Raw genomic sequence first — 25005 nt, 5'->3', positions numbered from 1 at the left:
CCCTAAACAAAATAGAGGTGGAATCGGGATAATTATCAAATTCCGCATCATACTAAGGACAGCTTGTTCACGAAAAACGGAGGTTACGTTATGGAGGATATCCTTAGGAGCCCATTGTCACACCGGCTAGAGGATAATCAGAAGCAGCTATCCCAATTGCTCGGGAAAAGCACCGATCTGATAATCAAAGAATTGCAGCTGGATCCATGTACGCAAATTGCAGTGATCTATATAGATGGTCTTATAGACACGCAGGTGCTGCATAACTCTATTCTTTTTTCCCTTCAGGAAGGCTGTGCCCCCGAGCTGCTGCGGGATCTTGATGCCGGGCAGAAGTTTGAGCTTCTGCAGAAACGTATCCTCATCGCAGGAGATCTATCTGTTACTGATGATCTGAGACAATTTGTGTATCAGCTGATGTCCGGCAATGTGATGGTGCTGGTGGACGGAATATCGAGTGCCCTGCGGATCGGGCTTCCCGGGTGGGATGACCGGAGTGTAAGTGAACCCAGCTCGCAATCGGTTGTGAGGGGACCGATGGAGGCGTTCACAGAGAATATGAGAACGAACACGTCATTGATCCGAAGAAAAATAAAAGACAGTCACCTGTGGCTCGAAACCTTCCAGATCGGCAAGGTGACGCAGACCAGCGTGTCCATTATGTATCTCACTAATATCGCAAGCCCTGACCTGGTGCTGGAGGTAAAGCGCCGATTGGACCAAATAGATACAGACAGCATTCTGGAGAGCGGATATATCGAAGAATTTATTCAGGATAAGACTGCCACGCCTTTCCCGACAATCTATAACAGTGACCGGCCGGATACCATCGCGGCGGGAATTCTGGAAGGGAAAGTGGCGATTCTTGTGGACGGAACGCCTTTTGTCCTGTTGGTGCCTTGCTTTTTTGTCTCCTTTTTCCAATCTGCCGAAGATTATTATCAGCGGTCCGATATTGGTACCTTGCTGCGGTTTGTTCGCTTTCTTTCTTTTTTTATTACGATGCTTGCCCCCTCCTTTTACGTGGCGGTTACTACGTATCATCAGGAGATGATCCCTACCAGTCTGGTCATAAGCCTTGCCGCACAACGGGAGAGCGTCCCGGTTCCGGCTTTCGTGGAGGCGCTGCTTATGGAATTGACGTATGAGATTCTCCGGGAAGCGGGCGTGAGAATACCGAAGAATATAGGGCAGGCCATCTCTATCGTCGGTACGCTGGTCATTGGCCAGGCAGCTGTTGCGGCGGGTTTTATCTCATCGGCGATGGTTATTATTGTATCCATTACGGCCATTTCCAGCTTTGTCATACCGGAGTCGGGCATGGCCATTGCCGCAAGAATGATTCGTTTTGTATTTATCGTGCTTGCTGGTTTTATAGGATTGTACGGGATATTGTTTGGCGTGTTTTTGATTGTGCTGCATTTAGCAAGCCTTCGTTCATTCGGCATGCCTTATATGAGTCCAATCGCTCCATACGAATCGAAAGATCTGAAGGATTCGATCTTCCGCCTTCCTTGGCCGCTTTTAAAGACAAGGCCGGCTAACTTGAAAGTACAGAATTTAAACCGTCAAGACACTTCCAAGGGGAAGGAACCGGCTTATGAGCCCAATAAAAAGTAAACTCCTTCGGCTGCTGCTTGCCCTTCTCATTCCCCTGCTGCTTAGCGGTTGCTGGGAAAGAAAGGAATTAAATGAAATAGCCTTTGTGCTGGGAATGGGACTGGATAAGTCAGAATCCGGCTACAAGGTCACGATGCAGGTGGTTATTCCTTCTTCGATTTCTTCACAGACAGCTGGAGGAGCGGGCGGCGGCGGCGGGGTACCAGTGGTTGTATCCAGCTTCACAGTGCCCACGATCTATGAAGCGGACCGGCAATACACTCTCATCAGTTCGAGAACCAGCTACAAAGGGCATATCCGTGTACTGGTGATCGGAGAGGAGCTAGCCCGGGCCGGGATCGCCGAGACACTTGATGTACTGAAGCGCAGCCGGGAGCCGCGGAATGATTACTTTGTCATGGTCGCGAAAGGGACCACAGCCGAAGAAGTGCTGAAGGTTCTCACCCCGCTTGATAAAATACCGGCGAATAAATTGTTTAGTTCCCTGGACAAATCCTACAAGATATCAGCCAAAACAACTGCTGTCTCCCTTAACAAGTTCGTTGATGATCTGCTGTATGAAGGAATTAACCCGGTGTTGACCGGAGTGGAGGTGGATGGCAATACCAGCGAAGGCGACAAGATGAGCAATCTGGAACAGAGCGTACCTAAAGCCAATTTACAATACCGTAGCTTAGCTGTATTCAAGAAAGACAGGATGGTCGGGTGGTTAAGTGATAAAGAGACAATCGGCTACAATTACATCACCGATAACGTTGTCAAAACCTCAGGTAATGTAATAGGGGACGACGGCCGGCCTATTGTTATTGAAGCGATACGGACAACCACTAAACGGAAAATGAAGATGGTCGGCGGTGAACCGCATATTTATATTCATGTAAAGGCGGAGGGCAATGTGCAAGAAGTCCAGAGCAAGGATAACCTGGAGGCGGAGAGTGTGATTAGACAACTGGAAAGGAAATCGGAAGAGCGGATAATTCTGCGGATGGAAACTACCGTCAAGCAAATTATCGAGCGCTACAATGTGGATGTCATGGGCTTTGGACAGATGATCTACCGTGCCAATCCTAAAGCTTGGGCCAGGCTGCAGCAGACAAAGGGGGACAATTACCTGAAATCGCTGCCTGTCCATTACAAAGCCACCATGTCGATTAACCGGATCGGTATTACAGACAGATCTTTTATTGACGATGTCAAGGAGTGAGCGAAATGCTGTTGCTGTTATTTCTGGCTATTGCGGCTGTCTGTATAGCCGTCGATGTGCCTTTGCTAAAGCGGGGAAGCAGGACCCGGGATTTGCTGGTCTGGGGTACGCTCTGGATCATGGGCCTTGGTGCGACTGTCTGCTTCTTGTACAGAATCAAAGTACCAAGCCCGCTCCTTCTGGTCATGGTGATCTATAGGCCCGTCAACAGCCTGTTTCAATCATGGTTTTATTAGGTTCGTAAATGGGTTGCCTGATGTCTGCAAAAATTAACAGCATGGTTTTGAAAAAAATGGTATCCTATTCAAAATGAGGAGGATGAGTGATGGGTATGCAGGGAGTTGCGTTATTGAATTCTTTCAGACCGCTTATTACCAATAATAATCTCAACAATAGCAAAGCAAATGTGTCTGATTTCAAGAACCTATTAAATGGCGTTGAACAAAAAGTGGAAAAAACAAATACATTTATCAGTGCGAAGCAGAGTCTGCAAGAGACTTACCCTGACTTAAAATATCATGTGTTGGATTCGTCTCAATTTACGTATTGGAACAGGCTGGACTTTCCTGATTCAAAGCTTTTTGAAGATCATATAGATGCTGAGGCCTTAAAAACCTGGAAACCAACCACCCAGACTGCGACAGGCTATGAACCATGGGTGCAACGTGATCTTGAAAAAATACAAAAAGGTCTTCATGTAGTTTTTATACATCCTGCCACACAGGAAAAGATGGACAAAGATCCTGAATATGCGAAATGGATTGCAGATAAAATCGAGAAATATTTTGAAAACGACATAAAGATCAATAAAGCGATAGATCCGAAGTCGGTTGAACAGATGTCACAGGCGGTTTCAATTACAGAAGATGGACAAATCGGATTGCATGTAACAGTTTGTGATGGGCCTTCGGCACAACCATCCGCTGAGAAGGAAGCATCCGCTATAAGAGGAAGAGAAGAGGGGCCGTTAAGACAACTCCAGGAGATGCCGATTCGCGTATCATTGGGGAAGGCAACAACTGCTCCATTACAATATGATAATAGATATGCATACAGCATTATTCCGACAACGCAGATCACAAGGTCATGATCCTATCTAACCAAAGCGGAGGATTCCCAGGAATGCTCCGCCTTCTGTTCCGTGCAGGTTAGCTGTCTGAAACTTCAACTGATATTTGTATGACATAGTTGTCCGGATTTTTTTCTGCCAAATAGTTGAGGAGATCCACTGAGTAAGCACTCCCGGAGATAGCCATTCCTTTGCTGCTTATATATTTATTTATAATTGAGTACGTTACGGGCATTGTTTCATACGATCCTCTATGATTCATGATGACATAGCGTCCTTTGGGTTTGATGATCATCCGCTCCCCCGGAATCGGGGTCTTGAGCCTATTGGCAATATAATCCGCATAATAATCTCCCGACTCCAGGCGGTCCTTGCCTAAAATGGTCCAAATCGGGAACTCGCAATCAATAAAGTGATGCTCGCAATATTCCCGGTGTTCGCTTAATTTGTGTGCAAACTCCTTATCACCATCGCCCTGTTGTAATTGCACGGCAATGAAATACTCCTCTTCACATTCCTCTATCGACGGCCCATCGTCTGCCTTCCCCTGAGCTTGCTCCGTCATTTCAATAGCGCCTTTCAACAGGCTTTGCATCCTTTTAATTTTATTCCGCTCGACTTCCAGGACATCCAGCTTCTGTTTGAGCAGCTCCAGGAGCAAAGGGGTGTTCTGATTTTGCATGAATCCCTTGATCTCCTGAAGTGAACTTCCCGCCTTTTTCAGCACATTTATAATATCAAGCGTGTAAGATTGCGGAATGGAATAATAACGGTAGCCCTTTGAGTTGGTATATTCCGGTTTTAATAGCCCGATTTCATCATAATGAAACAGGGTATGTTTGGTGACTCCGCAAGTTTTGGCAAATTCGCTGGTAGTAAGGTATTGACTGTGATTTTCCGGCATATGCAGTTCCTCCATCCGATTCTAGATGTGTTATATAAATTGAACTTATAATTCTTCTATTCTGGGAATGGCCGTGACTCCAGAGAATGTTTGGACTTCCGGCCGTTGTTAGGTTTGGATTTCCTGAATTTAACCGCGAATCGCGGTAGAAATCCAAACCTTGCCCATGCTTCCGAAGAGAGCTTTCCTACGGAAAGCTTTCAGGCGGACGCTATCGCTCCTCCAGTTCTAAAATTCCCCTCCGCCACTTTTCCCTAAATGTAATTCTCAAGTTCAATCTATATAGCTTAATATTTTATCCTGAAAATCATCGCTTGACTATAGGGTTACCCTATAGTTTAACGTTTGAAATGTAAAATATACTTTGTATTATTGGAGGAACAACATGTCTAAGTTCAAACTTTGGATGATTCTGGCTATCGTATCAAGCGCACTTTTGCTTATTGTGATGGATATGACCATCCTGTATACTGCATTGCCCAGCTTAACGCATGATCTCGGTGCGTCTGCGTCAGAAAAATTATGGATTCTCAATGGTTACTCTCTCGTTATGGCGGGTTTGCTTCCGGCGATGGGGACACTTGGGGACCGTTTGGGTTATAAAAAAATTTTCACCCTCGGGTTGCTCGTATTTTCTGTTGCTTCACTTACCGCAGCCTTTTCCCCCGTCCCTCTAGTATTGGTTGCAGCCCGGGTTCTTCTTGCAGTTGGAGCGTCCATGATGATGCCTGCGACATTGTCCATTATCAGAGTTACCTTTACGGATGATCGTGAACGTGCACTCGCAATCGGCATTTGGGGCTCCATTTCCTCCGGCGGTGCAGGACTTGGTCCGATTGTCGGCGGGCTTTTGCTGGAACATTTCTGGTGGGGTTCCGTGTTTCTGATTAACCTGCCGATTGCGATCATTGCCTTGGCCTTAACAGTAATTTATGTTCCGCAACATGCTGGCAATAAAGATAAGAAATGGGACCTCATCGGTTCGATCCAAATCATGATCGCTATGGTGGGACTTATCTATTCAATTAAAGAATTTGCGCGGCGTGACGGATCCATAACATTCGCTATAATGGGGGCCGTTGCCGGTGCCCTGGCACTGATTATCTTTATCCGCCGCCAGAACAAAAGCAGCAGTCCGCTAATTGATCTTTCTTTATTCAAAATCACAAGATTCTCCACTGGTTTTATCACTGCCCTGGTTGGTGCATTTGCACAAATGGGGATCCAATATATTGTGACCCAGCGTCTTCAATTGGTGGAAGGTCTGACACCGCTCCAAGCAGGGTTGTTCACGATAAGCATCCCGGCTGCAGCTCTAATTGCCGGCCCGATAACGGGGGCTGTCATGCATCGTTTTGATGTTATCCGGTTGAAGAGCCTCTCTCTGCTGATTGCCAGTCTGGGGATGGGCATCTATTTAACGCAGTTTAATGCAGGTATAGCCGGGCAAATTGTTGGACTGGCTTTATTGGGTGCCGGATTGGGAGCAGGTATGACAGCAGCCTCTCATTCGATTATGAACTATGCCCCTTCACATAAAGCAGGGATGGCTGCGTCCATTGAAGAGGTTGCATATGAGATGGGGGGAGCATCGGGCATAGCTATCATCGGAAGTATGTCGGCGCTAGTGTATTCCCTGTCTATGAAAATCCCTTCGGGCCTTAAGGTGCCTGCGATTGTGAAGGACAGTCTGGATGAAGCACTGCTGGTTGCAGAAGGCTTGCCTCCTCAGGCTGCAGAAGCATTGAAAGAGGCAGGCCGTACTGCCTTTGACCACTCTTTTATTATTATTCTTGCGGGTGTAACTGTATTTTTGGCAGCAGCGTCGCTAATCGTCCGGTTAGCCGGAGGGCGGTCCAAGGCTCATGATCTTTTAAAACTTTAGCGCTGGGCACCAGGAGATGAGGAGAGGGGAAAGGGAGTAACGCAAAAAAGCCACTTCACGGTGTGAAGTGGCCCGAAATACCGTTCTACTATTATTGACGCAATGTCTTTAGCGCTCCGCTCCAGGCCAGCACTTGATCAAGCATCGCGTTTACATTTGCGGTATGCAGATCAGCCGGTTTGAAGACTGTACCGTTCTCGAAGTCTGTGAACAAGGACAACAGCGGGTGTACCCGGACATCCGCAACCTGCAGTTCACCGAGAATTCCACGCAAGTGTTCAGCGGCGCGTACACCGCCTGCAGAACCATAACTTACGATACCTGCAGCTTTATTGTTCCATTCATCACGGGCAGAATCCAGTGCATTCTTGAGTGCTCCCGTAAGGCTGTGATTATATTCCTGGGCAATAAATACGAATCCGTCGAGTGTGGCAAGCTTTGCTCCCCAAGCCTGAGCGGGTGCGTAATCATCACTTTCACCAAGCAGCGGCAATTTGAAATCAGCAATGTCCACGATCTCATAGTTGGCATCTCCGCGTGCGTCTGCGATTCCTTTTACCCATTCACCTACTTGCGGGCTTACCCGTCCTTGGCGAGTGCTGCCGAGTATAATACCGATGTTTAACTTTGTCATTTGAATTACCTCCTGAGTGATTTCTTAGTTATAGTTTCTAATAACTTCTATGCGTTTATTATAGCATATTACTTTTTTAAAGCAAGTGGTTTTTCGAAACTATTAATTTTTTTGAATTTGAGCAGAAATTACTAGGCGTACTACAAGTGGAAACGGCTTCGCCGTCCTCAAAAGGACGGTATCCGTTTCAGCGAGAAATAGAAGGATAATTTATAGCGTGAAGCATATAAATTCTTATATTTAAAAAAATCCGCCAAAACGGCGGATTCTAATGCTGCTTATTGATCAATCTCAATATCTCTATAATATTCGTCTTTGAGAGTTTCCCAATGCTGTTTGTCTTCATCGGTAATGGTTCTAAGCACTTTGCAGGGGTTGCCCACAGCAATAACATTATCGGGAATATCCTTGGTGACTACGGCCCCGGAACCGATGATCACATTGTTGCCGATGTTTACACCGGGATTTATTACTGTATTTGCGCCGACCCACACGTTGTTTCCAATGGTAATCGGTTTGCCAAATTCGAGCATGGTATTGCGGACCTCCGCATCAATGGGGTGGCCGGCAGTATATACACCTACCCTTGGACCAAATAACACATTGCTGCCGATGGTTACGGGTGCCACGTCAATGATGATGCAGTCATAATTTGCATAGAAGTTATTGCCGATTGAGATGTTGCAGCCATAATCGCAGCGGAAAGGGGGTTCAATATACAAGGATTCCCCTGTAGAACAGAATAATTCCTTGAGCAATTCCACTCTATATCCTAACTGTTCTTCCGTACTGTTGTTGAACAAACGGGTGAGCATTCTGGATTTCTTATGGTCTCGGGCTAAATCCCCGCCTCCGGCAAGGTAGAGCTTGCCCGCTAGCATGTTTTCTTTGTTTGTCGCCATGATTTCGGCCTCCTGAAGTGTTCTTTATTATCTTTACTGCAAGATTGCCGCCAGAATTACCGGCGTTTCTCTATAAGCTGTAAAGAATAGGTCATGCTTTCGAGTGTGATGGCAATAAGGCCGTTCATGTAATCATCATCAGGGTCATCTAGCAGAATAAGCTGAGGCATATGTTCTGCGGGGATGATCTCCAGACAGCTTTCCAGAATGTGCTGCACATCTTCTTGTCTGAATTGCTCTCCCGTAAGTGCAATGGTCTTCGGATTAATAACCGCGGTCAATGAAGCTACAGCATGCACTGCCAAAGGGAGAAAGGTGTCATCCCCACCCAAGCGGATGAACTGCTCTTCCCGGGAAATTCCAAAGGGCAAAAAAGAAACTTCGCCAGCAAACCGGGTATTTCCCTTGTGAATATGTCCGTCAATTATAATCCCCGAGCCCGGAAAGCTGCCGCGGATAAAGGTCAGCACCACGATGGTTTTGTCTTCATCATAGGACTGTTTGTTGTAGAATCCGTAGGCGGTGAGATTCATATCATTTTCAACAGTGACCTCGACGTTGTACTTCTCCTTAAGCAGTGATTCCAGCGGAACATTGATTAACGAATGGATATCACATATATTAATAACGCCTTGATGTACAAGACCCGGAATACCTATGCCAACGGCCTTAATATTGTTATATTTCTGTGTGAGCGTTGCGACCAGATGATCAAAGCTTGCCGCGTCGATAAGCTCGGGTTCCAGCAGACCCTTTTCCACAAGTTCACCGGTTGAATTCGTTACCGCAAAGGTTAAGGATAACGAGCCGTCCTCCGTTTTGGCATAGATGCAGGCGATATAGGAGAAATCGGCATTGTACAGGAAACGCCTTGCCGGGCGTCCTCCGCTGGAAGCTTCCAGTTCGGTTTCAATAACCTCGCCGGTTTCGACCAGCTCATTGAGGATGTTTCCGCAGGTCGCTATACTTAACCCTGTAACGCTGGCTACCGCAGCCTTTGTGCCTTGCTTCATCGCTTTTAAGGCTTCCTTGATCAGTTCCTGATTTATCCTTTTGACGCGAATGGAATTGTTGGCGATCTGATTCATTGGGTGCATCCTCCATACCTTTGACACTTTCGATATTGGTTATTAAAAGTATTGTAAATAATATACCCTGAGTTTTTGCTATTGTCCAGCAAGCCAAAGAAAAAAGCAGCCCTCACCAGGGCTGCTTTTTTAAGATCACAATATCCAATGGACTCTAACGGCTATTCCCGCCGGTATTTATCCCGGTCTGCTTCCGTAATTTCACGGATGACCCGGCAGGGATTGCCGGCTGCCAGCACACCGGAGGGAATGTCCTTGGTTACGACACTTCCGGCGCCGATGACCGTGTTGTCACCGATGGCCACGCCCGGCAGGACGCTTACGCCGCCGCCAATCCAGACGTTGTTTCCAACTGCAATCGGAAAGGCAACTTCCAGCCCTTGATTGCGCTGTTCCACGTCAAGTGCGTGCCCTGCAGTATAAAATCCGCAGTTGGGCGCTACGAATACATTGTCGCCGAAGGTAATCTTCGCCCCATCGAGCATTACACTGTTGTGGTTGATATAGAAATTTTCTCCGATCTCAATATTATAGCCATAGTCGCAGACAAAAGGTTGTTCGATCAGGAACCGCTCTGCTGTGCTTCCCAGAAGTTTTCTGATGATTTCTTCTCTACCTTCGGTATTTGCCGGATGCAGCCGGTTGTATTCATAACACATTCCCTTAGCGTATAAACGTTCTTCGATCAATTCCTTGTCATAATTTGCATCGTACAATAAACCTAAATGTGATTTTTCTTTTTCTGTCATAACCATCTGGTCTCCACTTCCTATCATTTTATTGCCGTATATTGGTAAAATAGACCTTTAAATTTTACCATACGATTTCTATTTTATTCAAATAGGATGGAATTTACAGGTGAACTGATCTAGAATAAAAGTTGTGTACAAAACAACCGGAGCCATTAGAGCCGGATCTATGGAGAGGAGCAGTGTGAAATGAAGTATCGCAGATTGGGTGGAACAGGGCTTAAGGTCAGTGAAATCAGCTTGGGAAGCTGGCTGACTTACGGCGGTTACGTGGAACGTGAGAATGCCGTTAAAGCCATTGAAACCGCTTACGGATTGGGTGTTAATTTTTTTGATACGGCCAATGTATATGAAAAAGGAGCGGCGGAGAAAGTGCTGGGCGAAACTTTACGCGGATTTCCCCGCGAGTCCTATGTTCTGGCGACCAAGGTTTTCGGCGTTATGGGGGAGGGGCCCAATGACCGCGGATTGTCCCGCAAGCATATTACCGAGCAGTGCCATGCCAGTCTGAAACGGCTTGGGGCCGAATATGTGGACATTATGTACTGCCATCGCTATGATCCGGAAACTCCTATTGAAGAAACACTGCGGACACTGGATGATCTGGTCCGTCAGGGCAAGGTGCTCTATGTGGGTGTAAGTGAATGGACGGCAGCACAAATGACGGAAGCACTCGCGGTCGCCGACCGTTACCTGCTGGATCATATCGTTGTTAACCAGCCTATTTATAATATGTTCGAACGTTATATTGAGAAAGAAATCATTCCGCTCGGCCAGCGCAAAGGAATCGGACAGGTTGTCTTTTCCCCGCTGGCCCAAGGTCTGCTGACGGGGAAATACAGCTCCGTCTCTGATATTCCTGAGGATAGCCGGGCAGCTAAGCTGGACTGGATGCGCAAAGGGATAACGGATGAGAAGATTGCCAAAGTGCGTCTGCTTGAGGGTGTTGCGGCTGAACTGGACATTTCTGTCGGCAATTTGGCGCTGGCCTGGATTCTGCGACAGCCAAATGTGGCAAGCGCGCTGGTCGGTGCAAGCCGTCCGGAGCAGGTTGAGGAGAATGTTCTGGCCTCAGGCATAGAACTCTCCGGGGATATTGTGACCAAGATTGAAGAAATTCTGGGCTAAAGAGAGGAGCAGACAGAGATGAAGGTATTATTTATCGGAGGGACAGGATTAATCAGCGAGGCCGTCTCCAGACTGGCCGTTCAGCGCGGGATAGAGCTGTATCTGTTTAATCGCGGAGAGCGGGGCGAATTCGTGCCGGAAGGTGCGAAGGTGATCCAGGGAGATATCCGCAAGGGGGCGGAAGCCCGTGAAGTGCTGAAGGGGTATGAATTTGATGTTGTGGTAGACTGGATCGCGTTCACTCCTGAGCAGGTACAGCTCGACATCGAACTGTTTACCGGCAAGACGAAGCAATATGTCTTTATCAGCTCGGCATCGGCTTACCAGAAGCCGCAGCGGCATTACCGGATCACGGAAGAGACGCCGCTTGTCAATCCATACTGGCAGTATTCACGCGATAAAATCGCCTGTGAGGAACTGCTGCTGGAAGCCCATCACAGCAACGGCTTCCCGGTTACGATTGTCCGTCCGTCGCATACTTATGGCGTTACAGCAATTCCTGCAGCTTTGACGAGCTGGCAGCATCCCTGGTCACTGGTAGAGCGTATCCGCAAAGGCCAGCCCCTCGTGATTCATGGGGACGGAACCTCACTCTGGACGCTGACCCACAATACCGATTTTGCCAAAGGGTTTGTCGGCCTGCTGGGACATGCTGAAGCCATTGGAGAGGCTGTCCATATCACTTCTGATGAAGTGCTGAGCTGGAATCAGATTTATGCTGCCATTGGGGAGGCTGCAGGCAGAGAGCCGAAGGTTGTGCATATCTCCACGGATTTCATCGCAGCCCATACACCGGCGGGCACAGCGGATGGCCTGATCGGGGACCAGGCGGTAAGCAGTGTGTTCGACAACAGTAAAATCAAACGGCTTGTGCCGGATTACGAGGCTACGGTTCCATTCGCAGAAGGAGTGAAGCTGTCGGTGGCGTGGTTTGAGCGTCATCCTAAGCTGTGCTTGATGGACCAGGAATGGTCGAAGATGCTGGACAACCTGATCAGCAAACATGGCATTGATCCCAAGCTGCTTTCTTATTACGTTTAAGTTTAAGCTCATAGGGTGCACATAAGCTCAAAAGACGGTGATTCCTAATAAGGATCACCGTCTTTTTGTGGGGAATTTTGTTGCTTATACGTGCTGATGTGAGGCGTGGCATGAAACGGGGAATCTTGAATATACTCTCACTACCGAAATTCCCTTAAAAGGAGTCCTGGCCATGCCGACACATCCGTATGTCTCCCGTTTTTTTGTAAATTCCGATGCACGCCGTGAGAAGCTGATTTACGATCTGCCGGAATCCTGGTGGAGCCGCCCTTATGAATACGAGTGGTGTACAAACTTTATTTCACCCCATGATGTGGTGCTGGATGCCGCTTGCGGCATTTCCCATCCGCTGAAGTTCTATCTCGCCGGATTCAGCGACGAGGTTTATGCCTGTGATCTTGATGCCCGCATCCTGTCAAAGGAAGCGATCCTCCAGAACATTGCCGAAGATATCGGAGCCGAAGCGGCGCGGCAGGCGGGGGCGAGACGGACAACAAGTCTTCATCTGGCCCAGGCCGATCTCACCAAGCTGCCGTATGCCGATGAGAGCTTTGATACGATTTTTTGCATCTCGGTACTGGAGCATCTGTCGCTGGAGGATTCTGTGCGTGCGGTGCAGGAGTTCCACAGAACGCTGAACGGAGAGGGCCTGCTGGTACTGACCTTTGATTATCCTACAGTCAATCTGCCGCTGATGAACGACGTGCTGCTGCAGTCCGGATTCCAGTATTGGGGGGAGACGGATTTCAATCTTCCTGAGGATGCTGTGCGAACGGATTTGTGGGGCGGACTGAATTGTTTCAGAGCTGTGCTCAAAAAAGCGCAAAACTAGCAGGACTTTATACCCTTCTTTTAAGAATCTGCTTTCAGTATAGTAGAACAATATCTTATAAAAAGGGGCTAGAGTATTGAAAAGATTGGCAATCATTACAGTTATTTTGTGCCTGCTTGTTCCCTCGTCTGCTGTATTTAGCAAAGGAGCAGGGGGGCAGGAGAACATCACACTTGCTTTTGCCGGAGATATTCTGCTGGACGGTTTTGTAGGTGAGCAGATTGCAAAATACGGGGTTCATTTTCCATTCACCAAAGTGGCACCGGTCCTGCAGAAAGCGGATCTTGCGTTTGCGAATCTGGAGACGCCGGTATCGGTTAGAGGGAAGGCGGCCGAGAAGAACTTTGCCTTCCGCTCCAAGCCGGAAACACTGGGTGGACTCACCTATGCGGGAATTGACGGCGTGACCGTGGCCAACAACCATATCCTGGATTACGGGCAGAACGCCATGCTGGATACGTTGGTGCATCTGGACCGGCACAAGATCGGCCATACAGGTGCAGGCAACAATATTGAGGAAGCCTTCAAACCGTATATTAAGACTGTCAAAGGCAAACGGATAGCTGTGCTGGGCACAAGCCGCGTGTTATCCGGCACCTCCTGGTATGCCGGGAAAAACAATCCCGGAGCTGCTTCAGCCTACACTGCGGAGCCGCTGATGGGTGCGATTAAGAAGTCGGCTAAGGACAACGATTATACCATTGTGTATATCCATTGGAACCAGGAGTTCAAGGACTATCCCGAGGACTACGCCCGGACGCTGGCGAAGCAAATGATCGACTGCGGTGCGGATATTATCCTTGGCGCGCACAGCCACAACCTGATGGGGATCGAATATTACAAGCATAAGCCGATCTACTATTCGCTGGGCAATTTTGTGTTCAACCGTTCTACGCGCGGCGGAGAGAAGACCCTGCATTCGATGCTGGTCAACTTTACAATCAGCGATAGCGGCGTAACCGGCAAAATTACGCCGGTTAAGATTATCGGCGGACAGCCGAATTTTATGGGCAATGCCTATAATCAGGAGACCATCAAGCGAATGAACAAGCTGTCGTTCAATGCTGTCATAGCGGCAGACGGTACAGTTACAGAGGATCTTTGACCTCAATAATATAAAGAGCATGTGATCGAGCCTAATGGCTAATCACATGCTCTTTTTTTGTCATATGAAGTTTAACACTGTATTGAAATCAGCCCTTCACTGCCCCGGCGACAACGCCTTTAACAATATACTTCTGCAGGAAGATGAATACGACGATGGACGGCAGTACAGCCATTACCATGGCCGTCATCGCATATTGCCAGTCCGAAGTGTATTGGCCCACGAATGTATAAGCTGCAAGTGTAAGTGTCTTCGTATCCGGCGAGCCGTTGACCATAAGCAGCGGAAGCAGGAAGTCATTCCAGATCCACATGACGTCGATGATGACGATGGTCGTCGTTACCGATTTCAGCAGCGGGAAGATTACACTGAAGAACAGGCGGAAGCCGGAAGCCCCGTCGATCGTGGCGCTTTCATCGATTTCCAGCGGAATGCCTTTGACGAAGCCGTGATAGATAAATACAGCCAGCGGAGCTCCGAAGCCCCAATACAGCAGACCCAGTCCCCAAGTGCTTTCGGACAGGTTCAGGTTCTTGGCAGTCTGCAGTACGGTCAGCATGATCGACTGGAACGGAATGAGCATCGGCATGATGCAGAGGAAGTAGATCACTCCGCTCCATCTGGATTTTGTCCGTGCAAGCTTATAAGCCGCAATGGACGAAATGAACACGATTCCCAGCAGGCCGACGCCGGTAATAATGAAATTGTTCAGGAACAATCTTGGATAATTGATGAACTCCCACACATAGGAGTAGTTGCTGAAGGTCAACTTCTTCGGCAGGGCAATAACGTCAGTCATGACCTCACTGAAGCTTTTCAGAGAGTTGATTACGGTCAGGAACAGCGGATACAAGAACAAAAGAGATAGGAGGACCAGAACAACTTCCAGAATGATCTTGCCCGCTTTGCTGTTGTTTGTTTTCATTATGCCTCAACCTCTCTTCTCTTGAAGAACGTAAGCTGGATGATCGTCACGACAAGCACAGCCAGGAAGAGGATGAGCGCTTTTGCCGTACCATATCCGTACAGATTGTTCTGGAAGGTATCCCGGTAAATATCATAAGCGATACTGTAGGTAGTTCCGCCAGGGCCGCCGCCGGTCAGCGACAGGATAACGTCGAACACCTTGATCGAGTTGGTCAGGGCCATAAATACCGAAATGGTGATGGATGGAGCAAGCAGCGGCAGGGTGATGCTGAAGAATCTTCTCAGCGGTCCGGCACCGTCCACGGTGGCTGCTTCCTTCAGGTCTTCAGGTACAGATTGCAGACCGGCAATATAGATGACGAGATAGAAGCCGACCGATTGCCATATGGAGACTCCTAAGATCGAGATAAAGGCCAGTCCCGGCGTCCCTAGCCAGCTTAGGCCGAATATGCCCCAGCCTGTACTTTCTCCGAGGGAGTTGAAGCCTTGCATGAAGATGAATTTCCAGATGAAGCCGACGATAACAAGACTGAGGATATAAGGGATAAAGAAAGCCGCTCTCAGCCAGGAAGTCGTCTTCAGCTTCATGTCCAGAAGCACGGCCAGCAGGATGGCCAGCACGTTAACAAGTATGATGTAGAGCACCGCATATTTGATGGTGAACCACGCCGAATCGGAGAAGTTGGTATCTCCGGTGAAGATCTGCTTGAAGTTATCCAGTCCGACAAATTTGGGGTGTTTGGATATCCCGTTCCATTTGGTCATCGAATAACGGATGGTCATGGCAAAAGGAATGTAGAATGCTACAGCGATACAGATCAGAACAGGAAGCGTGAAAATTCCGAATTCTATTTTCTCACGCCATTTTCTGCCGAGTGTTTTTAACATGGAAGCACCTCTTCTTGTATTTATAGGGTGGGAGTAATGTGCCTGGCTTGCCACACATAACCATTCCGGTTAGTCTATATTGTGTATTATAGAGCAGACCCCTATACTCAAAAATGGATTTAAGAGTACAGTTAGGGGTAAAAAGGTGAACTGAAAAGAACACCAAAAAGATGCTGAAGCTGGAGAAAAGGGTCCTGGCATTTTATGGAGGCCACCATTTCCGGTATTGAACCCTGCAAGCAAAGGAGGCCGCCGCACATCATTAGATCAATTCTGCATAAGCTGTTTGAGCCTTTACTGGAGCGGATTTCACGCCGTCTGGCGAATAAGCTGATTCTGCTGTTCACGACCATTATTATCCTGGTGGTTACCTCGCTGACGTTCATTTCCTATGGAATGCTGCGCAAGGAATCAGTGAACAGCAGAATAACGAGCACAAGCAACAACTTGCTGCTGGTCGGCCGTAATCTGGAGAGTTACCTTGACGGGATCGAGCAGCTGTCCCTGCCGCAAATCTCCTATGATGAGATTACTTACGCCATCATGCACGAATCGGAAGATTATGCTTCCAAGATGTATGTGGAGGATTACCTGAAGAACCTCTATTTTTCACGCAATGACCTGGAGGCCATAACCCTCTACGTGATCAAAGAGCAGAAGTATTATTATGTCACCAAAGAGAACTATAATATTACAATCCGGGTCGCCCAGCACCCCCCGATTGAGAATCTCACCTGGTATAAGCGTGCGCTGGCAAGCCCGTTTAACCGTTCTTATCAATCCTTTGTGCAGGACACTTCGGAACAGGATGACTATCCTATTAATAAAGACAAAAGCTTCATGGGCTACCACAGGCTGCTCCGTTCAATCGCGTCCAGAGAACCGCAGGCGGTATTGTCCTTGTACTTCAACTCCAGCGTCACCGATGAGATCATGAAGGACATTCCGTTCAACAGCGGAGAGCATTTGATGTATGTCAGCCCGGATAATGAGGCGTTTGTGGTGGATGACCGTGAATTTTATGCCAAAAGTGAAGCGGCAGGCCTGCTGGACCAGCTGACCCCAGCCCAAGGCGGACGACTTACGTGGTCGGCTGATGAACAAAAATATCTGGTGATCTATGACATTAATAAAAAAGAGGGCTGGAAGCTGATCAAGCCGATTCCCTACAAAGAAATTTATGAAGCGGCGACAACGACACGTAAATTAAACTACTTCATTGGCCTGCTGTTTCTGATCGTCTCGGTGATCCTTGTCAGCTTCATCTCCAACAGGATCACAAATCCGCTGAAAAATCTGTCGCTGCAAATGAAGCGGTTCAGTACCGGCAGCTTTGATGCCGAGGCACAGGTGGAGGGCAACGATGAGATCGCGTATCTGTCGCGCCATTTCAATAAGATGGTGGAGAAAACCAATGAACTGATCAATGAACGTTATAAAATGAAAATCGTCGAGAAAAACGCGGTGCTCAAAGCGCTGGAGGCGGAGATTAACCCGCATTTCTTATACAATGCCCTTCAGGCGATTTCTACGAAGGCATTGAAGAACAACAATGACGATATCGTTGAGATGGTTGATAATCTGGCTTTGACGTTGCGTTACTGCATCAGCGGACGTGATGTTGTTGCGGCCAGGGAAGAGCTGAGGCATATTGAACGCTATTTGGCGCTGCAGAAGGCCCGTTTCGGGAGCCGGATGCAGATCGTCTACGATTGGGACGAGACCTTGCTGGAGCTGAGTATTCCCAAGCTGTCCATTCAGACGCTGGTGGAGAACTGCATTAAGCATGCGCTGGAGAGGGTATCCTCTACAGTCACGATCAGGATTGTGGCGCGGATTACTCCAACCTACAATGTGATTTCTGTACTGGATGACGGGCCTGGCATTAGCGGGGAACGGCTTGCGGAAGTGCTGAGCTCGCTGCAGATCCAGTGGGAGGAATTTGGAGGAGACCTGTCCGATGACGGAAATGAAAGCATCGGGCTGAAAAATTTGAATACACGGCTGAAGCTCTTATATGGAGAAGAAGCGGGGTTGGCGATCAGCAGTAATGAGCACGGAACGGCAATGGAAATGCAATTACCGCAGGGAGGTCTGGGACAACATGTATAAAGTACTGATCATAGATGATGAAGAGCCGCTGCGCGAAGCCATAAACATTCTGGGGGACTGGAAGGGACTAGGGGTAGATCAGGTGCTGGAGGCTACAGACGGCAACGTTGGACTGGCCATGCTGCGGCAGCACAAAATAGATATCGCGCTTGTCGATATGAAGATGCCGGAGCTGAATGGCAGCCAGCTGCTGCAAATCGCCGAGCATGAATTTCCGGATCTGCTGCTGATTGTTATCAGTGGCTACAATGATTTCGAATATACCCGGCAGGCCATCCGTTCCAAGGTTGTCGACTATTTGCTGAAGCCGGTTAACCGGACTGATCTGAACAGTGCGCTGCACAAGGCCGTCGACCTGCTGGAGGCGAAACGCAAGAAAGAAAGCGAATTTATCAGCCAGAACATCACGCTGAACATGTCCATTCCGAAGCTGAAGGAGAAAATGTATCTGTCGATTATCGAGCGCAGCTTCAAGAACCAGTCCAATGAAGCCTTTTTGCCGCTGATCGGTGCAGATACACCCGGCCATTTTTTTGCTGTCGGGATTGTCCGGCTGCTCAATCTGGAGCAGGTCCGCAAGGGTAGATTTCATGAGGACCGGGATCTGATGCATTTTGCCGTAACGAATGTCATTAATGAGAACAGCGGCGGGGATTTTGAAGCGTTCAGCTTCGTCAGCCCCCGGGCAGAGCGTGAATTTATCGCTATCTTTACCATGAAGGGCGGTTACGGGCAGGATGCGGCCTTTCTGTCCCTGCATCATATGAAAAAGGCTGCTTCGACTTTGAAGGAGTTGTTCGGAATTGCCTGTGCAGGAGGCATTGGAGAGCCTTATAGCGATTGTATGGATATCGCACAGTCGTATGACACCGCCACAGCGTCGCTGGACGCCATTGATCTGCTGAATCTAAAGAGCGGCATTGTTGCTGCCGGTGCAGGTACTAAACTACCAGTTAAGGACAGCCCTTCTCTGACTGGCCGGATGCCGCTTATCCGCAATGTTTTGGAGAGCGGAAATGTGAATCATGCCAAAAGCATCCTCGGCGAATTCACCGGACAATGGCAGTCTTCCGGGCATTTCAGCCTCGGTGCGGCTGACCGGACGATTCAAGAGTTCATTATTCTGCTGAACGATATCGCCAAGGAACTGAATGCGGTTCCTGAACGGCTGCGCGGCGGCAAAGACAAGGGATTGCGCGGGCTGGGGATCGCCGGTGATTTTGCCTCCTTTGAGCAGTTTGAAGGCGTGCTGAATCATATTCTGGATGTCTATGCCGGTGAAATCGGCAGATCCCTTGCCGGTAACCGTGGCAATGTACTGGAAAATATTAAAGCATACATTGATAACCACTATTTCGAGAATATTAAAATATCGATGTTCACGGATAAATATTTCCTGAGCAGAGAATACTTGATGAAGCTGTTCAAGGCCCAATACAGTTACGGCATTCATGAGTATGTACAAAAGGTAAGAATGGACAAGGCCAAGGACCTGCTGTCTGATCCTGCCCTCAAAATCCAGGATATCTCCGAGATGCTGGGCTATAAGGACAAAAACTATTTCAGCAAGGCGTTCCGCAATTATTACGACTGTTCACCTTCTGAATTCAGGCTCCTGCTGCCCGGGGTAGAAAAGTGAAACGGTTACATTAGCCCACTTTTTTACCCTTATAAGTTCACTTATGTACATTCTTATCCTTTTTCTTTTTATTTAGAATAGCAACAAGACCACACAAGATGCATAAGAAAGAGGGGGCAACATCATGTTAAAACGATTTATGGGACTATCTGCAAGTCTGCTGCTCGTCGGCGGTCTGCTGGCCGGTTGCGGCGGGAACAACAATAATGCCGCTACTAATAATACGGCTGGTACAAATGGGACGGATAATGCTGCCACAACTGATTCTTCCAAGCCCGTAACGATTAATATGTTTACCGCATCTCCGGAGTACACCGAGGCGTTCAATGCCTACATCGCAGAATACAAAAAGGTAAAACCGAACGTTACCATCAACCTGGAAATTATGCAGGCTGACTACAATACGGTACTTAAATCGAAAATTGCTGCCGGCAGCACTCCTGACGTGTTCCAGACGACAGCCGGTGGAGATATTGATACCTTTGCTGAATACAGTGCCGATCTTACGAATGAGCCGCTTGCGGCAGCGATGACCGATGCGGTCCGCTCCAATATGAGCTCTACCGACGGCAAGGTGCTGGGACTTCCAGTGAAAGGCAACCTGTTCGTACTGATGTATAACAAAAAACTGCTGTCTGATGCCGGAATCACAGAAATTCCAAAGACAACCGCCCAGCTGGATGATGCGATCACCAAGCTGGAGGCAAAAGGCATTACACCGTTCGCCAATGCCTACAAAGAGTGGTGGGTATGGAAGCACATCTTCCAACACTTTGTGGATGCGGCTGCAATCGATGCGGGAACAGACGCTAAAACGCTTGTAGCAGATTTCATCGCCGGCAAGACGACCATCAAGGATCACCCGCTGCTGTACAATAACTTCTTTAATTACATTGACACTACAGTTAAGCACGGTACGGACAAGCCGCTGGAGCGCGACAGCAATGCTCAAGTCAGCGACTTCGCTCTTGGCAAAACCGCATTCATGAACGGTAAAGGCGCATGGGATGAAGAAGCCATTAAGAAAATTACACCAGACTTTGACCTTGGCATCGCCGGCTACCCTGTCAGCGACAAACCGGAACAGTCCCAGATTATTACTGGTGCTGACCAGGCGCTGCGCATCAACAAGGATTCTGCTGTAGTTAAGGAAACTATTGAGTTCTTCAACTGGCTGTATACTTCCGAGTACGGCAAAAACTGGTTCTCCACCGTGGCTAAGGTAATCCCGCCAATCAAGGATGCCCCAATGCCTGACCTGCAAATGCCTAAGGAAATGGAAGAAATCCTGAAGACGGAGAAATCCGGCGACCTGTCGGTCAACTACTCCCTGGATACCTTCCACCAGAAATTTGGTGAACTGATGCAGGCTTACATCGGCGGCAGCAAAACTAAGGATCAAGCGGTCAACGAAATTCAGAAAGCCTGGATCCAATTCGGATCGGCTCAATAAAACATTTCGATGTGGGACGGTCTCGAAGGTAAGATTCATTTACCGGGGGGGCCGTCCCTTTTTTGTTGGCGGGAGGCGGTGAATGCCGTAACTGCGGTGAATGTTTGGATTTCCGGCCGCTTCCGCTCCTCCAATTCCAAAATTCCCCTCCGTTACTCTTTCACCGCTGGGAGTTTATTTTGTAGTTGTAGAGCGCGAACAGTTACGAATACAAAAACAGACCTTATAATCAGGAGAGACACCAACATATGGCAGGAGGCTAAATTAAATATGGACAGCAAGATCATTGAAATCGCCGAAAATGGACTTTATCTTACGATTGAAATTACAGCGGAGCAGGATGTCCGGCTGCTGCACTTCGGAGCGTCACCTTTGGAAGCCGGGGCTATCGCCGACAAGAATAAACCGGGCTTCCGGCTGCTGGAGCTGCAATTGTCGGGTGAAGACCGCGCCGAATATCACGGGCGCACCCACCGGGCCTCCTATCCGGGGCTCCGGATGGTATATGCCGGGCACAGCGACACGGGGAATGCGCTGGGACGCAAGCTGGAGCTAACCTTGACCGATCACATTACGGGAATTCAGGCGGTACAGCATTTTCAGTTCTATAAGGGCGTGCAGATTGTACGCAGCTGGACAGTGCTGAAGAATGCCGGGGAAGCAGAGGCGGCCGTGGAATACATCTCCTCATTTGCTCTTACAGGTGTAGACAAGGAGGGAAGCGGAGACCGCAACGACAAGATCGAGGTAACCCTCGCGCATAGCGGGTGGCAGAGTGAGCTGCAGTGGCGGACCTACCGGCTGCCTGAGCTGGGGATGTCCCATCTGGCCGACCGCGGCTCGAAACGGATTGCCGCAAGCAATACAGGCTCCTGGTCAGCGGCAGAATTGCTTCCCATGGCTGTGCTGCACAACAAGGAGAGCGGGACAAGCCTGTTCTGGCAGATTGAGCATAACGGCTCCTGGCATTGGGAGCTGACGGATCAGTATGATCAGCTTACACTGCTGGCCAGCGGGCCTACAGAGCATGACAATCACTGGTGGCTGAAGCTGGCCCCGGGTGAGGAGTTCACCTCGGTGCCTGTAGCTGTGGGTGCTGTACAGGGAGGATTCCAGGGAGCAGCGGAACAGCTTACGGCGTACCGCCGGATGATCCGCAGACCCAATGAGGATAATGAGCTGCTGCGGATTATTTTTAACGACTATATGAACTGCCTGTGGGGAAGCCCGACGACGGAGAAGCTGCTGCCCTTAATCGACGCCGCCGCCGATGTCGGCTGTGAATATTTCTGCATCGATGCCGGATGGTATGCGCCTGGAGAGTGGTGGGATGGCGTAGGGCAGTGGGAGCCTTCCAGTGAGCGGTTCCCGGAAGGGATTAAATATGTGCTGGACTATATCCGCAGCAAAGGAATGATTCCCGGGCTATGGCTGGAGCTGGAGGTTATAGGCATCAACAGTCCGAAGCTGGCGGAGACCGATGGCAGCTGGTTTTTCATGCGGCATGGCAAACGGGTTAAGGACCGCAGCCGCTACCAGCTCGATTACCGCAGCCCGAAAGTGATTGAACATGCTAACGGTGTTATTGCCCGTCTGGTTGAGCAGTACGGCGTAGGATACATTAAGATGGATTACAACATCAATGCAGGCATTGGAACAGAGACAGATGCGGACAGCTTCGGCGATGGGCTGCTGCAGCATAACCGTGCCTATCTGGCGTGGCTGGACAGCATCTTTGTGCGTTATCCAAATCTTGTGATTGAGAACTGTTCCAGCGGCGGCATGCGTATGGATTATGCGATGCTCAGCCGGCACAGTATCCAGTCGACCAGCGACCAGGAGGATTATGTACAGTACGCGGCCATAGCCGCAGGCTCGCCGGCGGCACTGACACCGGAGCAGTCCGCGGTCTGGTCGTATCCGCTGCGTGAGGGCGATGATGAGGAAGTCATCTTCAATATGGTCAATGCGCTGCTGCTGCGTGTGCACCAGAGCGGACATTTGGCGGAGCTAGAGCCCCGCCGCAGAAAACTGGTGAAGGAAGCTTTGGATTATTACAAAACCATCCGCAGTGATATCCCGCATGCCACGCCTTTCTGGCCGCTCGGCTTGCCGGATAGCGGGGGCGAATGGGTTAGCCTCGGGCTGCGGCGCGGGGAACGCAGGTACGTCGCGGTATGGCGGATTGCCGGAGAAGCCGAGAATGTCCAATTGCCGATAGAAGAGCTGAAGGGGCTTGAACCAGCCATCGCCTGTGCCTATCCGCAGCAGCATGACTTGGCCTGGAATTGGGATAAATCAGCAGGAGTACTGACGGTGGCCCTCCCACCGGGAAAAACAGCGAGATTGTTTGAGATTACTTCGTAAAGTTCGTAAAGCTTGCAGCCAGGGCCGGCTCCCCCTCAACCTGATTCTTGGGGAGCGGGTGCTGGTTCTTTTTTTGTACATATTGAGGAAAGTCTAAAATACAAATTCCGGAAGCCGATATACTAAATGGATGCTTCGGAAAAAAAGAATAAAGGAGTTGGTTTAATTTGTTGAATGTAGCTCCACTCAGCAGCCTTAATCGTGCGGGGGCAACAATAGCAAGCCAGAAAAGTCAGAATTCAGGGATTTCTTTTCAAGATGCATTATCGACAACGAATTCGGAAGCAGTTTTGACGGAATTGGAAAATAAATTCGGCATTAAGATCAATGTGCAAGCTATACCCAAGACCGAAGAAGCAGTAAAGAGTGTGTATTCCCATAGTGTTGGCAAAGGAAATGTTACGATCGCTCCCAATATACTGATTCAGTCGGCAACAGATCCACAATTGCAAAAAAAAGTAGAAGATATCATACAGGACCATTTTGCGTCCAGCGCTAATGATAAACCGGGTGATGCCAGCGGGGTAATTATACATCCGGATGGAACAGCTACGTTTTGGGTTATTGGTGATTATTTGACACCTGCCGAGCGGGAAAAGATTCAGAAAGAAGTAGAGGCAGACCAAAAGAAGAAGGCCGAGCAGTTGGACTTGTTGAGTAAATTAAACAGCAGCACGCTCCTCTCACAATTCGGGTCATTTACAGAGACCTCCAGTAGCAATGAAGAAGCAAATAGCGTGTATATAAATAGTGTGCGTCAAGCCAGTCTGGATTCAATGCTGCGGAAAAAGGATCTGTTTTAATTAATTGATTAATAACTTCTTGGAACATGATAACCGCCTAGGTCAACGCGTTTGCGACCATTTAGGCGGTTTTTGCTATGCCATTTGAATCTTCATTCTATTGCTTACAATTAATAAATTTTAATTTAACATTTTTCCATAAAAAACTGTCAATGGTAGCCGTTTTCGGCTATTATAATGTATAAACTTCGAATATTTTGTCGAATCGACTCTAGATTATAACGAATAATTTGTCGATAAATATCAAAAGTTGTAGAAATAAAATTGACAGGAAAGAAATAGCACTTTAAAATGCAGATATAGCGTAATCATTACTACTATTTAGAAGCTATGATAGCTTTTAACACAAATGATTATATAAAGTGTTTATATCAAGGGAGGATGCATAATGATGAAAGCAACAGGTATTGTAAGAAAAGTAGATGAACTGGGACGTATCGTGATTCCGATTGAGCTTCGCAGAACAATGGGAATTGACATAAAAGACCCACTGGAGATCTTTGTTGATGGTGAAAAAATCATTCTCAGAAAATATGAGCCTACCTGCATTTTCTCTGGAAGTGCGGAAAACCTGATTAACTTCAAAGGTAAAATGGTAAGCAAAGATGTTCTTGATGAATTGATTTCAAGTTTTGACCATATCTAATTTCTTTTC

22 protein-coding genes are annotated in these 25005 nt (G+C 48.4%); 15 read left to right on the top strand and 7 right to left on the bottom strand.

Annotated features, from left to right (window positions below):
- Positions 1–90: 90 nt before the first annotated feature.
- The 4 genes from NYE29_RS34210 to NYE29_RS34195 all read left to right on the top strand — a co-directional run bounded on the left by NYE29_RS34210 (position 91) and on the right by NYE29_RS34195 (position 3914).
- Positions 91–1620 carry a spore germination protein gene (locus NYE29_RS34210; RefSeq protein ID WP_340899533.1) on the top strand — a complete coding sequence of 510 codons (1530 nt, stop codon included), beginning with the start codon at positions 91–93 and terminating at the stop codon, positions 1618–1620.
- Complete coding sequence (locus NYE29_RS34205; protein WP_340899532.1) at positions 1601–2824, top strand: Ger(x)C family spore germination protein; 1224 nt, start codon at positions 1601–1603, stop codon at positions 2822–2824. The genes NYE29_RS34210 and NYE29_RS34205 overlap by 20 nt, the downstream gene beginning before the upstream one ends.
- Positions 2825–2829: 5 nt before the next feature.
- Positions 2830–3060: a hypothetical protein gene (locus NYE29_RS34200; protein ID WP_340899531.1), complete on the top strand. Its 231-nt coding sequence runs from the start codon at positions 2830–2832 to the stop codon at positions 3058–3060.
- An 89-nt stretch (positions 3061–3149) separates the two neighbouring features.
- Complete coding sequence (locus NYE29_RS34195) at positions 3150–3914, top strand: hypothetical protein (protein WP_340899530.1); 765 nt, start codon at positions 3150–3152, stop codon at positions 3912–3914.
- 58 nt (positions 3915–3972) lie between these two features.
- Here NYE29_RS34195 and NYE29_RS34190 read toward each other — a convergent pair whose 3' ends face one another.
- Positions 3973–4797 (bottom strand): MerR family transcriptional regulator, encoded by an 825-nt coding sequence (locus tag NYE29_RS34190; protein ID WP_340899528.1) that lies wholly within the window; start codon positions 4795–4797, stop codon positions 3973–3975.
- Positions 4798–5182: 385 nt separating this feature from the next.
- On the opposite strand from NYE29_RS34190, the gene NYE29_RS34185 reads away from it, so the two are divergent.
- Positions 5183–6682: an MFS transporter gene (locus NYE29_RS34185; RefSeq protein WP_340899526.1), complete on the top strand. Its 1500-nt coding sequence runs from the start codon at positions 5183–5185 to the stop codon at positions 6680–6682.
- Positions 6683–6773: 91 nt separating this feature from the next.
- Here NYE29_RS34185 and NYE29_RS34180 read toward each other — a convergent pair whose 3' ends face one another.
- From NYE29_RS34180 to NYE29_RS34165, 4 genes are all read right to left on the bottom strand, one after another.
- A complete protein-coding gene (locus tag NYE29_RS34180) occupies positions 6774–7316 on the bottom strand; it encodes an NADPH-dependent FMN reductase (RefSeq protein WP_076113308.1) in 543 nt (180 codons plus the stop codon).
- Positions 7317–7594: 278 nt separating this feature from the next.
- Positions 7595–8218, bottom strand: a complete 624-nt coding sequence (locus tag NYE29_RS34175; RefSeq protein ID WP_340899525.1) for a sugar O-acetyltransferase — start codon at positions 8216–8218, stop codon at positions 7595–7597.
- 56 nt (positions 8219–8274) lie between these two features.
- The gene (locus NYE29_RS34170) at positions 8275–9306 is read right to left on the bottom strand and encodes an ROK family protein (RefSeq protein ID WP_076114282.1); all 1032 of its coding nucleotides are present in this window, start codon (positions 9304–9306) and stop codon (positions 8275–8277) included.
- 161 nt (positions 9307–9467) lie between these two features.
- Positions 9468–10055 carry a sugar O-acetyltransferase gene (locus tag NYE29_RS34165; protein ID WP_340899523.1) on the bottom strand — a complete coding sequence of 196 codons (588 nt, stop codon included), beginning with the start codon at positions 10053–10055 and terminating at the stop codon, positions 9468–9470.
- Positions 10056–10244: 189 nt separating this feature from the next.
- On the opposite strand from NYE29_RS34165, the gene NYE29_RS34160 reads away from it, so the two are divergent.
- The 4 genes from NYE29_RS34160 (at position 10245) to NYE29_RS34145 (ending at position 14161) form a co-directional block, all read left to right on the top strand.
- Entirely contained in the window at positions 10245–11183 is a 939-nt protein-coding gene (locus NYE29_RS34160; RefSeq protein ID WP_340899521.1) for an aldo/keto reductase family protein, read from the top strand.
- 18 nt (positions 11184–11201) lie between these two features.
- Positions 11202–12224: an SDR family oxidoreductase gene (locus tag NYE29_RS34155; protein ID WP_340899520.1), complete on the top strand. Its 1023-nt coding sequence runs from the start codon at positions 11202–11204 to the stop codon at positions 12222–12224.
- A 172-nt stretch (positions 12225–12396) separates the two neighbouring features.
- Entirely contained in the window at positions 12397–13056 is a 660-nt protein-coding gene (locus tag NYE29_RS34150) for a class I SAM-dependent methyltransferase (protein ID WP_340899519.1), read from the top strand.
- 76 nt (positions 13057–13132) lie between these two features.
- The gene (locus NYE29_RS34145; protein WP_340899517.1) at positions 13133–14161 is read left to right on the top strand and encodes a CapA family protein; all 1029 of its coding nucleotides are present in this window, start codon (positions 13133–13135) and stop codon (positions 14159–14161) included.
- An 88-nt stretch (positions 14162–14249) separates the two neighbouring features.
- Here NYE29_RS34145 and NYE29_RS34140 read toward each other — a convergent pair whose 3' ends face one another.
- Positions 14250–15086 carry a carbohydrate ABC transporter permease gene (locus NYE29_RS34140; RefSeq protein WP_038588763.1) on the bottom strand — a complete coding sequence of 279 codons (837 nt, stop codon included), beginning with the start codon at positions 15084–15086 and terminating at the stop codon, positions 14250–14252.
- On the bottom strand, positions 15086–15976 hold the full coding sequence (locus NYE29_RS34135; RefSeq protein WP_038588766.1) for a carbohydrate ABC transporter permease: 891 nt from the start codon (positions 15974–15976) through the stop codon (positions 15086–15088). Before NYE29_RS34135 ends, NYE29_RS34140 begins: the two co-directional genes overlap by 1 nt.
- Before the next feature lie 204 nt (positions 15977–16180).
- On the opposite strand from NYE29_RS34135, the gene NYE29_RS34130 reads away from it, so the two are divergent.
- The 6 genes from NYE29_RS34130 to NYE29_RS34105 all read left to right on the top strand — a co-directional run bounded on the left by NYE29_RS34130 (position 16181) and on the right by NYE29_RS34105 (position 24996).
- The gene (locus tag NYE29_RS34130; protein ID WP_340899515.1) at positions 16181–18088 is read left to right on the top strand and encodes a sensor histidine kinase; all 1908 of its coding nucleotides are present in this window, start codon (positions 16181–16183) and stop codon (positions 18086–18088) included.
- Complete coding sequence (locus tag NYE29_RS34125) at positions 18081–19727, top strand: response regulator transcription factor (RefSeq protein ID WP_340899514.1); 1647 nt, start codon at positions 18081–18083, stop codon at positions 19725–19727. The genes NYE29_RS34130 and NYE29_RS34125 overlap by 8 nt, the downstream gene beginning before the upstream one ends.
- A 124-nt stretch (positions 19728–19851) precedes the next feature.
- Positions 19852–21180, top strand: coding sequence for a sugar ABC transporter substrate-binding protein (locus NYE29_RS34120; RefSeq protein ID WP_340899513.1), 1329 nt, complete (start codon positions 19852–19854; stop codon positions 21178–21180).
- Positions 21181–21450: 270 nt separating this feature from the next.
- Complete coding sequence (locus NYE29_RS34115) at positions 21451–23547, top strand: glycoside hydrolase family 36 protein (protein ID WP_340899512.1); 2097 nt, start codon at positions 21451–21453, stop codon at positions 23545–23547.
- A 167-nt stretch (positions 23548–23714) separates the two neighbouring features.
- Complete coding sequence (locus NYE29_RS34110; RefSeq protein WP_340899511.1) at positions 23715–24350, top strand: DUF6033 family protein; 636 nt, start codon at positions 23715–23717, stop codon at positions 24348–24350.
- A 388-nt stretch (positions 24351–24738) separates the two neighbouring features.
- A complete protein-coding gene (locus NYE29_RS34105; protein ID WP_038588784.1) occupies positions 24739–24996 on the top strand; it encodes an AbrB/MazE/SpoVT family DNA-binding domain-containing protein in 258 nt (85 codons plus the stop codon).
- Positions 24997–25005: the final 9 nt, after the last annotated feature.

Origin of the sequence: Paenibacillus sp. FSL M7-1046 (assembly GCF_038007405.1) — a bacterium.
In the GTDB taxonomy this organism is placed as follows: Bacteria; Bacillota; Bacilli; order Paenibacillales; family Paenibacillaceae; genus Paenibacillus_AQ.
This window is presented reverse-complemented; position numbering and strand designations above follow the sequence as displayed.